Source organism: Pseudoalteromonas sp. BZA4 (assembly GCF_040104395.1).
Lineage (GTDB): Bacteria > Pseudomonadota > Gammaproteobacteria > Enterobacterales > Alteromonadaceae > Pseudoalteromonas.
In genome coordinates this window covers 1-12,994 of the sequence record NZ_JBECOT010000012.1, presented here as the reverse complement: position 1 = coordinate 12,994, position 12,994 = coordinate 1, and the positions used below count along the sequence as shown (strand labels likewise).

The window sequence follows — 12,994 nt, the reverse complement described above, 5'->3', positions numbered from 1 at the left end:
TGGAGCAACCTGAATTTACCCGCTAATTTAATTTTTTGCCTTGAAGTTCCAAAAGCCTGCCCCATATAAAGAGTCATAGTGCAGATTAGACACTTTGTTAATTGGAGATTTACACAATGACTGCAGCACAAAAAGAAACATTAGGCTTTCAAACAGAAGTCAAACAACTATTAAACCTGATGATTCACTCTCTTTACTCTAATAAAGAGATTTTCCTACGTGAGCTTGTATCAAACGCGTCAGATGCGGCAGATAAATTACGTTTCCTTGCGCTTTCTAATGGCGATTTATACGAAAACGATGCGGAATTAAAAGTACGTATCAGCGCCGATAAAGACGCAAACACGGTCACCATTACTGATAATGGTATTGGTATGAGCCGTGAAGATGTGATCAATTCACTAGGTACCATTGCCAAATCAGGCACCGCAGAATTTTTCCAAAACCTAACAGGTGACCAAAGCAAAGATTCACAATTGATTGGTCAATTTGGTGTTGGTTTTTACTCAGCATTTATCGTTGCTGACAAAGTTACCGTGCGTACGCGTAAAGCAGGTGAAAGCCAAGGTATTGAATGGCAATCTGCAGGCGAAGGTGAGTACACATTACAAGAGATTGATAAACCATCACGTGGTACTGAAATCATTCTTCACCTTCGTGAAGACGAAACAGAGTTTGCTGATGAGTTCCGTTTACGTAGCATCGTAACTAAGTATTCAGACCATATTTCTATTCCAGTAGAAATGTATAAAGCAGAAGTACCTGAATCTGAAGGTCCTGACGGCGAGAAAATTCCAGCGCAGCCAGGCGAGTGGGAAGGTATTAACCGCGCAACAGCACTATGGACTCGTGATAAGTCAGAAGTAACAGACGAAGAGTACAAAGAGTTTTATAAGCATATTGGTCATGATTGGGAAGAGCCACTAAGCTGGGCACATAACAAGGTTGAAGGTAAAACAGAATACACCAGCTTGTTATACATCCCGAAAAAAGCACCTTTCGATTTATGGAACCGCGAACGTCAATCAGGTTTGAAACTGTATGTGCAACGCGTTTTCATTATGGATGATGCTGAGCAGTTCATGCCAAGCTATTTACGCTTTGTAAAAGGTTTACTTGATTCAAACGACTTACCACTAAATGTGTCGCGTGAAATCTTGCAAGACAACAAAGTAACGCAAGCAATCCGTAAAGGGTGTACATCGCGCGTACTTAAGATGCTTGAGCGTATGGCGAAAAACCGCGAAGAAGATTACCAAACGTTCTGGAACGAATTTGGTCAGGTGTTAAAAGAAGGCCCAGCTGAAGATGCGGCTAACAAAGAAGCCATTGCTAAGCTATTGCGTTTTGCTTCTACACATACTGATGAAAGCACACAAAATGTATCGCTTGAGCAATATATTGAGCGTATGAAGCCAGAGCAAGACAAAATCTACTATGTAGTTGCTGATTCATTCGCTGCAGCGAAGAACTCACCACATTTAGAGATCTTCCGTAAGAAGGGCATCGAAGTATTGCTTCTAAGCGACCGTGTTGATGAGTGGATGATGAGCTACTTAACAGAGTTTAACGAAAAATCATTCCAGTCAATTACCCGTGGTGACTTAGATTTAGGCAACATGGATGACGAAGAAACGAAAAAAGCGCAAGAAGAGTCAGAAAAAGAAGTTGCTGGCCTAGTCGAGCGCATTAAAACAGCACTAGGTGATAAGGTTAAAGACGTACGCTTTACGCACCGTCTAACTGACTCGCCTGCATGTGTTGTTGCAGATGAGCACGATATGAGCTCGCAAATGCAAAAGTTAATGGAATCAGTTGGTCAAACAGTGCCTGAGCAAAAGCCAATTTTTGAGCTTAACCCAGAGCATCAGCTTGTTAAACACTTAAATGTTGAACAAGACGAAGACAAATTTGCCCAGTGGTCACAAGTACTTCTAGATCAAGCATTATTGGCTGAGCGCGGTACTTTAAAAGACCCCGCAGGCTTTGTAACTCGATTGAACAAACTTATGCTAGATTTAAGCAAATAAGCGTTTTAGCGCAATGAGTTGGAAAAGGGAGCAAGGCTCCCTTTTTTATTGCCGCTAATATAGGCAATTGGTATAAGTTACTTGAGGTATAGCCTTAGTTGTGGAAGAATTCAGACTCTAAAAACAAAACTCCACTGATCGACCATTTTTAAGATTAGTATCACACAGAGGACAATGATATGCGCATTATTCTTTTGGGCGCGCCGGGTGCAGGTAAAGGTACTCAAGCTCAGTTTTTGATGGACAAATACGGTATTCCACAAATTTCTACGGGCGATATGCTGCGTGCAGCAATCAAAGAAGGTACACCACTTGGTCTTGAAGCTAAAAAAGTAATGGATGCAGGTCAATTAGTATCTGATGAAATTATTATCGGTCTAGTTAAAGAGCGCATTGCTAAGCCAGATTGCGAAAAAGGTTTCTTACTAGACGGTTTCCCTCGTACTATTCCTCAAGCAGATGCAATGAAAGAGAATGGCGTGGTAGTTGATCACGTTATCGAATTTGACGTTGCTGATGAAATCATCGTTGAGCGTATGGGCGGCCGTCGTGTACACCCTGTCTCTGGTCGTGTTTATCACGTTGTTTATAATCCACCTAAAGTTGATGGCAAAGATGACATCACAGGTGAAGACCTAATCATTCGTGATGACGACACTGAAGAAACAGTTCGTAAGCGTTTAGGTATTTACCACGACCAAACTAAACCATTAGTTGATTACTACCAAGCTGAAGCGAAAGCAGGCAACACTCAGTACCACAAATTAGACGGTACTCAAGCTGTTGAAGCTGTTAGCCAACAACTTGGTGAGCTTTTAGGTTAATTTACCTTTTAGAATCACAAATAAAAAACCGCCTCTGGGCGGTTTTTTTGTGTCTGTCTCACTGCAAGTAAAATTGCGCTTTACAGTTTCTTTAATGCCGCAATAGCACTGTCGTAATCAGGCTCTTTTGAAAGGTTATCGACAAGCTGCTTGTAAACGATGTTATGTTCTTTATCGAGCACAAATACGGCGCGGGTTAACAAGCCCATATCTTTGATAATCAAACCGTAGTTCTTACCAAAGTCACGCCATACTGAGTCAGATAAAGTTACTACTTTGTCTATATTTTCCGCTTTACAAAAACGCTTCTGTGCGAACGGTAAGTCTGCGCTTAAGGTTAGCATCGCCACACTTGGGTATTCTGAAGCTACTTTTTCATTAAAGTGTTTGGTTTGAATACTACATACACCGGTGTCTAAACTTGGCACAACGCTTAAAAGCACGGCTTGGCCTTGATAGTTGTCTAGTGTGACTGGCGTAAAGCTGCCATCTACTACTTTAAAATTAGGCGCTTTTTGACCAACTTCAACACCTTGTCCTAGTAAAGTGACTGGCTTAGACTGGGCAGAAACCTTACCAGCATCTAAACTATTTTCTGATAAATCACCTGCATAACTAAACGTGCACACTGCACTTAATGCAAATATAAGTGGACGTAACATTATAAGATTCCTTCAAATTAACGCATTTAACATCAGTGTATTATACTCATGAGGTGGCTCCAAGGATTAGTACAATTTAAAATTGTAAATAACCAGTAGTTTGATTAACATGTGTTCGTGACCCTATTTTTTATATATAAAAATAAGAATAAAGTTGCTAGGCCAATTTGCGTCTAGTTAAAAAGTACGGATTTAGAGAGAGAGTATGTCAACATCGGTATTAGTTTGTGATGATTCAAAGTTAGCTCGTCGACAATTAGCACGCTCTTTACCCGATGATTGGGATATTAAAGTTGAGTTTGCTGAAGACGGTGTTCATTGTATTGAGCAAATCAAAAAAATTCAGCCTGAAATACTGTTTCTCGATTTAAACATGCCTGAAATGGATGGCTACGAAGTACTTCAAGCTATTCAAGAACAAGACCTTCATGTTCTCACCGTGGTTGTGTCTGGTGATATTCAGCCTAACGCTCACCAACGTGTGCTTGAGTTAGGCGCTATCGACTTTATTCAAAAACCTTGCTCTGCAGAAAAGCTTGCTAATATCATCGAGCACCATGGCATTAAAGATAAAGCCATGCGTGAGCGCCTTGCTAATAAGCTAGGTGAGCAAGTTGACCCTGATGTACGTGACATCTATCAAGAGCTCACAAACGTGGCTATGGGGCAAGCAGGGGACTTATTAGCGCGTCTTCTTAATGTATTCGTAAAGCTTCCTATTCCTAATGTAAATGTATTAGAGGTAAATGAGCTCGATATGGCTTTACGCTCGATTGATGCGAATGCCACTACATCTGGTGTGTGCCAAGGTTTTATCGGTGGTGGTGTGTCTGGTGAAGCCTTATTGCTATTGAATGATTCAAGTTTTAAAGAAATTGCGTCACTTATGAATTACGAAGGCGAGCTTAACGATAAAGTTGAGCTTGAGCTGCTGATGGATGTCAGCAATATTCTAATTGGCGCGATTTTAACTGGGCTTTCTAAACAGCTCGATATGCGTTTTAGCCAAGGTCATCCTGTGGTGCTAGGACAGCATTGTGATGTGACCGACTTAGTAAAAGCCAATAAATCTCGCTGGCAACGAACGCTGGCGATTGAGATCAGCTATGGCATCGAAAATCATAATATTAACTGTGATTTGATGTTGCTGTTCACCGAGGACTCATTAAAAACCCTTAAGTACAAAGTAGCTTATTTATTAGAAGACTAAACTATGCCTGCAGCCGATTTTAATATGAATGAACTCCATTGGTTAATGGATATGTTTAATACCGTTGATGTAGGCCTAGTGGTGCTCGATAGAGACTACAAAGTATGCATCTGGAATGGGTTTATGGAAAACCATTCCGGCTTATTGCCAAGCGCGGTAAAAGATAAAGACCTGTTTGACTTATTTCCATCAATTGATGAAAAATGGTTTCGCAGCAAATCTGAGTCTGTATTCATTCTAAATAATCGCTCGTTTACTATTTGGGAGCAGCAGCCGTATATTTTCCGTTTTAAAAATTACCGTCCGATTACCGGTAAAGCGGATCATATGTATCAAAATGCCACTTTTATTCCGCTGACGACGACCACAGGTGAAGTATCGCATATCTGTATCATTATCTATGATGTAACCGATGAAGCGGTGAATAAAAAAGAGCTAGAAGAAGCCAACAGTAAGCTTGAACAAATGAGCCGTACCGATGCACTTACTAAGCTTACTAACCGTGGTTATTGGGAAGAAAAGCTACGCAAAGAATACATGCGCATAGTGCGTAGTGGCGGGTGCAGCACCTTGTTAATGTTTGATATTGACCACTTTAAAAAGGTGAATGATGAGCATGGCCATCGAGGCGGTGATGAGGCGCTGCGTCATATTGCAGACTTACTGCGTAAAACTCTACGTGAAACAGACTTAGCAGGTCGCTATGGCGGTGAAGAGTTTGCGGTAACCTTGCTTGATACTGATCATCAAGGTGCACATATCTTTGCTGAGCGACTAAGAACACTGATTGAGAACTCATCAATTTACTTTGATGGCAAACAAATTCAACTGACGGTCAGTATTGGTTTTGCGTGCTTCGACGAGAAGTTTGATCGCTACGAAAAGTGGGTTGAAGCAGCCGATAAAGCCTTATATCACTCAAAAGAAAACGGCCGTAACAAGGTCACAGCTTATACAGATTTATAAACAAACAAGGGGCAAATAAGCCCCTTTTTTATAACAATCCGATTAAGTTTGCGGGTTAAACCCCAAGTGGCGGAAGAACAAGAATATCTGTTTTAAGTAGCTTCATGACTTTTTCGGCGGTATTACCAATTAGATGACCTTTAATACCTGTATTACCCACCGACCCCATAATCACTAAGTCTGCATTTAATTTAGCTGCAACACTTGGGATCACTTGCTCAACCACACCTGCTTTGATTTTAAGCTTGTCTTTTAAGTCGTGGGCTTCGATTAAGGTACGCTGGGCTACGGGTAGCTTTTCAAAGGCGTTAATCACTTGCTCATCTGAAAATACAATACCTAAATCACGTAAAAACGGCGATACATGTACGGTATAACAAGCGTAAAACTCGCTGTCGTAGTCTTTAGCATAGGCTAAGCCTGCTTTGATAATTGCTTCGTTTAAACAGTATTTAGTCGCCTTTTCGCTGCCTAAATCAAGGGCTGCCAGTACATTGGTATTGTTACGCCACTTGTTATCGGCGGCCAAATAAAGCGGTAGTGGACTAAAGCGAATAAGCTGCCAGTCTAGCTCTGTAAATTGCGTTTCTTCGTCGATGTGGCGAGTTTTAATCACCATTTCATAGTCTGACGTATCAAGCTCATTGGCTAGCCACTGTACTGGGCTTTCATGCCACAGGGTTTGCAAAGTATAGCTACCATCATCTAAATGCTCACTAATAAGTGGACCAAGTGCTGCACGAACTTTAGCGAGCTCTTTGTCTTGAATAGCGAGCGCTTCATCAGGTGGAATAGAGAATAAAATGTTATTGGTGTCTTCGTAGCTAAAAGCAACAATATCAATATGCTTCACGCCTTTGGCTTTTTGCTTTGCATGTAATATAGACGTTTTAGCATCGGCTGTAGAGTCGATGATCACCAGTATTTTTTTATTCATTTTTGGCTACTCTGTTGTGTGTCGGGTATCACTGCTTGGGCATTCACCCAATAATGAAACTTCACCTGTTGCGGTTTCTTGTTCCAGTTTTACCTTAAAGCCCCATAGCCTGTAAAGGTGTTTTAACACTTCATCTTTGGATTTAGCTAACGGAATATTGTTATGCGGTACATAACGCAGAGTAAGTGAACGATCTCCTCTAATATCAACATTATACACTTGAATATTTGGTTCGTGGTTACTTAAGTTGTATTGTGCCGACAGGGTTTCACGAACCTGGTGATAGCCCATTTCATCATGGATGGCGCCGACATTGAGGGTCGGCTCTTTTTCATGATCAATAATGGTAAACAACTTAAAATCACGAATAATTTTTGGTGATAAAAACTGGCTAATAAAGCTCTCGTCTTTAAAGTTTTGCATTGCAAAGTGCAGGGTTTCTAACCAATCACTGCCGGCATACTCCGGAAACCATTTCTTGTCTTCTTCTGTTGGATTTTCACAAATACGGCGAATATCAACCATCATGTTAAAGCCAAGAGCATAGGGGTTGATCCCTGAATAATAATTGCTGTTATAGGGCGGTTGATACACCACATTGGTGTGACTTTGTAAAAACTCGAGCATAAAGGCATCGGTGAGCTTACCTTCGTCGTACAGGTGGTTCAAAATGGTGTAATGCCAAAACGTAGCCCAGCCCTCATTCATCACTTGAGTTTGTTTTTGTGGGTAAAAATATTGCGAAATTTTACGCACAATACGAATTATTTCTCGTTGCCATGACTCAAGTAGTGGGGCATTTTTTTCGATGAAGTACAAAATGTTTTCTTGTGGCTCTTCTGGAAAACGGCGCTCACGCTTTTTCGACTCTTGCTGCGAAGTAGGGATTGTGCGCCACAACTCGTTGACTTGCGATTGTAGGTAGTCTTCACGTTCTTGTTGGCGTTTTTGTTCTTCAAAAAGTGAAATACGTTGCGGGCGTTTGTATCGGTCGACACCATAGTTCATTAACGCATGGCATGAATCAATCAGGTTTTCGACCTCGGTAATACCGTATTTTTCTTCGCACTTGGCAATGTAATTTTTGGCAAATAATAAGTAATCGATAATTGAGCTGGCATCAGTCCAGGTTTTGAATAAGTAATTGCCTTTAAAAAATGAGTTGTGACCATAGCAGGCGTGGGCCATTACCAAGGCTTGCATAGGCAGTGTGTTTTCTTCCATTAAATAGGCAATACACGGGTCTGAGTTAATAACTATTTCATAAGCAAGGCCCATTTGCCCACGTTTATAGTTTTGCTCTGTTTGAATGAATTTTTTACCATACGACCAGTGGCTGTAGCCAATCGGCATACCCACACTCGAATAGGCATCCATCATTTGTTCAGCAGTGATCACCTCAATTTGATTCGGGTAGGTATCGAGTTTATAAATTTTCGCTACCCGTTCAATTTCAGTTTGATACTCTGTTAATAGATCAAATGTCCAATCAGGACCGTCGCTAATACGTTTATCGGCCATACTTTACCTCACTGGCAAGGCTATGCGGCGCCTTGCTGCTGACGATTCTTTTTAAATAATTCACGGAAAATAGGGTAAATGTCCTCAACGCCACGAATGTGTTGCATGGCAAAATTGTCGTGGGTTTGCACTATTGATTGATACTCTCGCCATAAACTTTGATGAGCACGAGCGGTAATTTCGATATAGGCGTAATAGCGCACCGCCTTTAACAGTTTATTACGTAAAATTTCGCCACAGTTTGGCGAATCATCAGCCCAGTTATCACCATCAGAGGCTTGCGCTGCGTAAATATTCCACTCTTCAGGGTTATAACGTTCAGCGATGATTTCGTTCATCAGTTTTAATGCACTTGATACTATGGTGCCACCGGTTTCTTGAGAATAGAAAAACTCTTGCTCATCGACTTCTTTCGCTTGGGTATGATGACGAATATAGACAACCTCTATATTTTTGTAGCTACGGGTTAAAAATTGATAAAGCAGAATATAAAAGCGTTTTGCCATGTCTTTCGTTGCTTGATCCATCGAGCCAGACACATCCATTAAACAAAACATCACAGCTTTGCTTGTTGGGTGTGGTTGCTTTTCATAATTACGAAAACGTAAGTCGTAATTATCAATAAAAGGCACTGCTTTAATGCGGTTTTGCAACTCCTCAATTTGGCGTTCAAGTAAGGCAATTGCCGCCTTGTCTGGCTGCTGCTCAGCTTGTAGCAGAGCGAGCTGGCCTTCAAGCTCAGCAAGGTGACGTTTTTTGCCTGCAGTCATCGCCACTCTGCGAGCAAGCGAGCCTTGCAATGAGCGAACAATATCAATATTGCTTGGCATGCCGTCGTTACAAAAACCAGCGCGATGGGTTTTCATTTGCACCAGTTTATCGAGCTGGTTTTGTTGCAGGTTAGGCAGCTCAAGATCTTCGAACAATAAGTCTAAGTATTCATCTTTTGAAATAGAAAATACAAAGTCGTCTTGTCCTTCACCAGAGTCTCTGGCTTCACCTTCGCCACTACCACCACCTTGACCGCCTCCTTGCGGGCGCTTGATTTTGTCGCCCGTAGAAAACTGGTCATTGCCTGGGTGGATCTGTTCACGGTCGCCACCACGTCCTTGATGAAAAATTGGCTCACTGATATCACGTTGCGGAATAGAGATACTCTCGCCGCTGGTGGTATCGGTTACGCTGCGCTTATTAATGGCATCAGATACCGCTTCTTTAATCTGTTTTTTATAACGCCTGATGAACCGTTGACGATTCAAGGTACTTTTGTTTTTTCCATTCAGGCGTCGGTCAATAAAATGCGCCATAACAACCCCCTTAAAACAAACGTTTTTTACTGCGATTTTCTAACGCGTAAATACCATTCAGAAAGTAAACGTACTTGTTTTTGGGTATAGCCTTTCTCAACCATACGATTGACAAAGTCTTCGTGTTTTTTCTGATCTTCAGCCGAGGTTTTCGCATTGAAGGAAATAACCGGCAGCAGATCTTCGGTATTTGAGAACATTTTCTTCTCAATAACTGTGCGAAGTTTTTCGTAGCTGGTCCAAAGCGGATTCTTGCCTTGGTTGTGGGCACGCGCCCGTAGTACGAAATTAACTATCTCATTACGAAAATCTTTAGGGTTTGAAATACCTGCAGGTTTTTCAATCTTCTCAAGTTCTGCGTTTAGAGCTGCACGGTCAAATAACTGGCCGGTATCTGGGTCACGGTATTCTTGATCTTGGATCCAGAAATCTGCATAAGTGACGTAGCGGTCAAAGATGTTTTGCCCATATTCTGAGTACGATTCTAAATAGGCTGTTTGTAACTCTTTCCCGATAAACTCTACATACTGAGGAATGAGGTATCCTTTTAAGTGGCTTAAGTAACGCTCTTCAACATCGGCGGTAAATTGCTCTCGCTCAATTTGCTGTTCAAGAACATAGAATAAGTGCACTGGGTTGGCTGCCACTTCAGTGGTATCGAAGTTAAATACCCGCGATAGAATCTTGAACGCAAAGCGGGTAGAAAGCCCGGTCATGCCCTCATCAACACCTGCGTAATCGCGGTATTCTTGATACGACTTCGCTTTCGGATCAGTATCTTTTAAGCTTTCGCCGTCATACACCCGCATTTTTGAATAGATACTTGAGTTTTCTGGCTCTTTAATTCGCGAAAGGGTGGTAAATTGTGCCAGTGTTTTTAATGTGCCCGGTGCACAAGGCGCATCATGTAATTCACTGTTTTCGAGTAGTTTGTTGTAAATTTTAACTTCTTCAGATACACGTAAACAATAAGGCACTTTGACGATGTAAACACGGTCTAAAAATGCTTCATTGTTTTTGTTGTTCTTAAATGTTTGCCACTCAGATTCATTTGAGTGAGCTAAAATCATGCCATTAAACGGCAGGGCGCTAATGCCTTCTGTGCCGTTGTAATTGCCTTCTTGCGTTGCTGTAAGCAGTGGGTGTAGCACCTTGATTGGCGCTTTAAACATTTCCACAAATTCCATTAAGCCTTGGTTCGCTAAACAAAGTGCACCTGAGTAGGCATAGGCATCAGGGTCGTTCTGTGCAAAGTGCTCAAGCTGGCGAATATCGACTTTACCCACTAACGCTGAAATGTCTTGATTGTTTTCATCGCCAGGCTCTGTTTTCGCAATCGCGACTTGATTTAAAATAGATGGGAAGCGCTTAACCACTCTAAATTGGCTAATATCACCGTTAAATTCGCTTAAGCGTTTTGCAGCCCATGGTGACATCACTGTTTTTAAATAACGCGGTTTAATGCCATATTCTTTTTCTAATAGCTCAGCGTCTTCATTTGGGTCAAATAACGCTAAAGGGTGGTCGTTAACAGGCGAGCCTTTGATTGAGTAAATAGGTACCTGCTGCATTAAGTATTTTAGCTTTTCAGCAATAGATGATTTACCGCCACCTACCGGTCCAAGTAAATACAGGACTTGCTTACATTCTTCTAAGCCTTGCGCAGCATGTTTTAAATAAGAGACGATTTGTTCAATGGCATCTTCCATACCATAAAAATCGTGAAATGCAGGGTAGCGTGCGACTACGCGATTAGAAAACAGCCTGCTTAAACGCGCATCGGTTGATGTGTCGATAATCTCCGGCTCACCGATGGCCATTAATAGCCGCTCAGGTGCGCTGGCATAAGCTGATTTATTCTTCTTACAGATCTCGAGAAATTCCTCAATACTGTATTCTTCTTCTTGCGCTGCTTCGTATCGTGATTGGTAATGCTCAAAAATACTCATAGAGACCTCCGAAAACCCGCTAAAATGACGTGTAATTAGATTAAGAGAAAAGCAAAGGCTAATTAAAGCTTAGTCACGATTTTGAATTTTTGCGCAAGAAAATTAAGAATTTAATTGAAAAAAGCTCATCTTGATTACGCTTTTTGGCTGAGGGCTTGGCTGCGACTTAGAAGGGGCGTGCACTGGCAATAAAAAAGACGCCGAAGCGTCTTTTTTTGATTACTGCTAGTAACAGAAGATTAAGCGAAGTTAGCGTTCGCGAAGTCCCAGTTAACTAATGCCCAGAAACCTTTTAGGTAATCTGGACGAACGTTACGGTAATCGATGTAGTAAGCGTGTTCCCAAAGATCCACAGTTAGGATTGGAGTAACACCTTCGTCAGTTAAAGGCGTTGCAGCATTTGATGTGTTAACGATATCAAGTGTGCCGTCAGCTAGTTTAACTAACCAAGTCCAGCTTGAACCGAAGTTGTTTACTGCTTTGTCGTTTAACGCTTCTTTGAATGCGTCGAAAGAACCCCATTTAGCGTTGATCGCGTCAGCGATTGCGCCTGTAGGCTCGCCACCGCCGTTTGGAGATAGGCTGTTCCAGTAGAACGTGTGGTTCCAGATTTGTGCAGCATTGTTAAATACGCCACCTTCTGAAGAACATACGATTTCTTCTAGAGATTTGTTTTCGAATTCTGTGCCTGGGATCAGACCGTTTAATTTCACAACGTAAGTGTTGTGGTGTTTACCGTGGTGAAACTCTAGAGTCTCTTTTGAAATATGTGGCTCTAATGCATCGATTGCGTATGGTAGTGACGGTAGTTCAAATGCCATTTTTTATCTCCATCTTCTTGGTTGATAGTCCACTCAGTTATAGGTAATAGCAAGGTAAACCGCGTACTTCCCTATACCAAGTGGTATTATAGTGTTACTATAATTGTTGAGTATTTTACTCAAGTTTTAGCAAACAGCAATGCTATTGCTAAAGACTATTTAAAATTGTGGCTACGAATGCCGATTTTAAGTTATATATCTGAGGCCACAGTGAAACTTTTTCAAGGCCAATGTAGTAAGCCAATGTCTTTTTTGAGGTTGTAAATGGAAACCATCGATAAAATTAAACAGCAAATTTCTGAAAATCCTATCCTTCTTTACATGAAAGGATCACCAAAGTTACCTAACTGTGGTTTTTCTTCACAAGCATCACAAGCACTTATGGCGTGTGGTGAGCAGTTTGCTTACGTTGACATTCTACTTAACCCAGATATCCGTGCAGAGTTACCTGCATACGCAAACTGGCCAACTTTCCCACAACTATGGGTAGAAGGCGAGCTTATCGGTGGTTGTGACATTATCATCGAAATGTTTCAACGTGGTGAATTACAGCCACTAATCACTGAAACAGCAGCAAAGTACAAAGAAAAAGACGCTGAATAATTATTTTTAGTGTAGAGAAAAGCCGCTGATTGCGGCTTTTTTTATTTTCGGCCCTAAACCACCTACTTCAGTAGGTGGTTATCATCATTTAGGCTTTGCCTGAAAAAATACTCATGTTAATTCCTTACTTGATTTTTAGCGAAGTCATATAAGGAAAAACATGA

The 12,994-nt window shown here is 41.4% G+C and carries 11 protein-coding genes; 5 read left to right on the top strand and 6 right to left on the bottom strand.

The annotated features are described in order from the left end of the window. Window positions 1-116 precede the first annotated feature (116 nt). Window positions 117-2,030 carry a molecular chaperone HtpG gene (gene htpG, locus ABMY41_RS07215; protein WP_349274405.1) on the top strand — a complete coding sequence of 638 codons (1,914 nt, stop codon included), beginning with the start codon at window positions 117-119 and terminating at the stop codon, window positions 2,028-2,030. Window positions 2,031-2,209: 179 nt separating this feature from the next. After that, window positions 2,210-2,854 (top strand): adenylate kinase, encoded by a 645-nt coding sequence (adk, locus tag ABMY41_RS07210; RefSeq protein ID WP_349274404.1) that lies wholly within the window; start codon window positions 2,210-2,212, stop codon window positions 2,852-2,854. Between the two features lie 80 nt (window positions 2,855-2,934). Here adk and tpx read toward each other — a convergent pair whose 3' ends face one another. Continuing rightward, a complete protein-coding gene (gene tpx / locus ABMY41_RS07205; protein ID WP_054561732.1) occupies window positions 2,935-3,516 on the bottom strand; it encodes a thiol peroxidase in 582 nt (193 codons plus the stop codon). A 205-nt stretch (window positions 3,517-3,721) separates the two neighbouring features. Between tpx and ABMY41_RS07200 the strand changes: the two genes are divergently transcribed. Beyond that, window positions 3,722-4,726, top strand: a complete 1,005-nt coding sequence (locus tag ABMY41_RS07200; protein WP_175079076.1) for a response regulator — start codon at window positions 3,722-3,724, stop codon at window positions 4,724-4,726. A 3-nt stretch (window positions 4,727-4,729) separates the two neighbouring features. Continuing rightward, a complete protein-coding gene (locus ABMY41_RS07195) occupies window positions 4,730-5,692 on the top strand; it encodes a diguanylate cyclase (RefSeq protein WP_175082182.1) in 963 nt (320 codons plus the stop codon). A 55-nt stretch (window positions 5,693-5,747) separates the two neighbouring features. Here the strand turns inward: ABMY41_RS07195 and ABMY41_RS07190 are convergent, their stop codons facing one another. The 5 genes from ABMY41_RS07190 to ABMY41_RS07170 all read right to left on the bottom strand — a co-directional run bounded on the left by ABMY41_RS07190 (window position 5,748) and on the right by ABMY41_RS07170 (window position 12,227). Beyond that, window positions 5,748-6,629 carry a universal stress protein gene (locus ABMY41_RS07190; RefSeq protein ID WP_194441594.1) on the bottom strand — a complete coding sequence of 294 codons (882 nt, stop codon included), beginning with the start codon at window positions 6,627-6,629 and terminating at the stop codon, window positions 5,748-5,750. Window positions 6,630-6,635: 6 nt separating this feature from the next. Then, window positions 6,636-8,150, bottom strand: a complete 1,515-nt coding sequence (locus ABMY41_RS07185) for a SpoVR family protein (protein WP_054561728.1) — start codon at window positions 8,148-8,150, stop codon at window positions 6,636-6,638. Between the two features lie 20 nt (window positions 8,151-8,170). Then, window positions 8,171-9,457 (bottom strand): YeaH/YhbH family protein, encoded by a 1,287-nt coding sequence (locus ABMY41_RS07180; RefSeq protein ID WP_349274403.1) that lies wholly within the window; start codon window positions 9,455-9,457, stop codon window positions 8,171-8,173. A 26-nt stretch (window positions 9,458-9,483) separates the two neighbouring features. Then, window positions 9,484-11,406: a PrkA family serine protein kinase gene (locus ABMY41_RS07175; protein WP_289096426.1), complete on the bottom strand. Its 1,923-nt coding sequence runs from the start codon at window positions 11,404-11,406 to the stop codon at window positions 9,484-9,486. A gap of 239 nt (window positions 11,407-11,645) precedes the next feature. Then, entirely contained in the window at window positions 11,646-12,227 is a 582-nt protein-coding gene (locus ABMY41_RS07170) for a Fe-Mn family superoxide dismutase (RefSeq protein WP_054551537.1), read from the bottom strand. A gap of 264 nt (window positions 12,228-12,491) precedes the next feature. Here ABMY41_RS07170 and ABMY41_RS07165 point away from each other — a divergent pair, with 264 nt between their 5' ends. Continuing rightward, window positions 12,492-12,830, top strand: a complete 339-nt coding sequence (locus ABMY41_RS07165) for a Grx4 family monothiol glutaredoxin (RefSeq protein ID WP_054551536.1) — start codon at window positions 12,492-12,494, stop codon at window positions 12,828-12,830. Window positions 12,831-12,994: the final 164 nt, after the last annotated feature.

Bases quoted from the DNA above. Each gene is read 5' to 3' on its own strand.
- htpG (WP_349274405.1), top strand. From the start codon at position 117: ATGACTGCAGCACAAAAAGAAACATTAGGCTTTCAAACAGAAGTCAAA.
- adk (WP_349274404.1), top strand. From the start codon at position 2,210: ATGCGCATTATTCTTTTGGGCGCGCCGGGTGCAGGTAAAGGTACTCAA.
- tpx (WP_054561732.1), bottom strand. From the start codon at position 3,516: ATGTTACGTCCACTTATATTTGCATTAAGTGCAGTGTGCACGTTTAGT.
- ABMY41_RS07200 (WP_175079076.1), top strand. From the start codon at position 3,722: ATGTCAACATCGGTATTAGTTTGTGATGATTCAAAGTTAGCTCGTCGA.
- ABMY41_RS07195 (WP_175082182.1), top strand. From the start codon at position 4,730: ATGCCTGCAGCCGATTTTAATATGAATGAACTCCATTGGTTAATGGAT.
- ABMY41_RS07190 (WP_194441594.1), bottom strand. From the start codon at position 6,629: ATGAATAAAAAAATACTGGTGATCATCGACTCTACAGCCGATGCTAAA.
- ABMY41_RS07185 (WP_054561728.1), bottom strand. From the start codon at position 8,150: ATGGCCGATAAACGTATTAGCGACGGTCCTGATTGGACATTTGATCTA.
- ABMY41_RS07180 (WP_349274403.1), bottom strand. From the start codon at position 9,457: ATGGCGCATTTTATTGACCGACGCCTGAATGGAAAAAACAAAAGTACC.
- ABMY41_RS07175 (WP_289096426.1), bottom strand. From the start codon at position 11,406: ATGAGTATTTTTGAGCATTACCAATCACGATACGAAGCAGCGCAAGAA.
- ABMY41_RS07170 (WP_054551537.1), bottom strand. From the start codon at position 12,227: ATGGCATTTGAACTACCGTCACTACCATACGCAATCGATGCATTAGAG.
- ABMY41_RS07165 (WP_054551536.1), top strand. From the start codon at position 12,492: ATGGAAACCATCGATAAAATTAAACAGCAAATTTCTGAAAATCCTATC.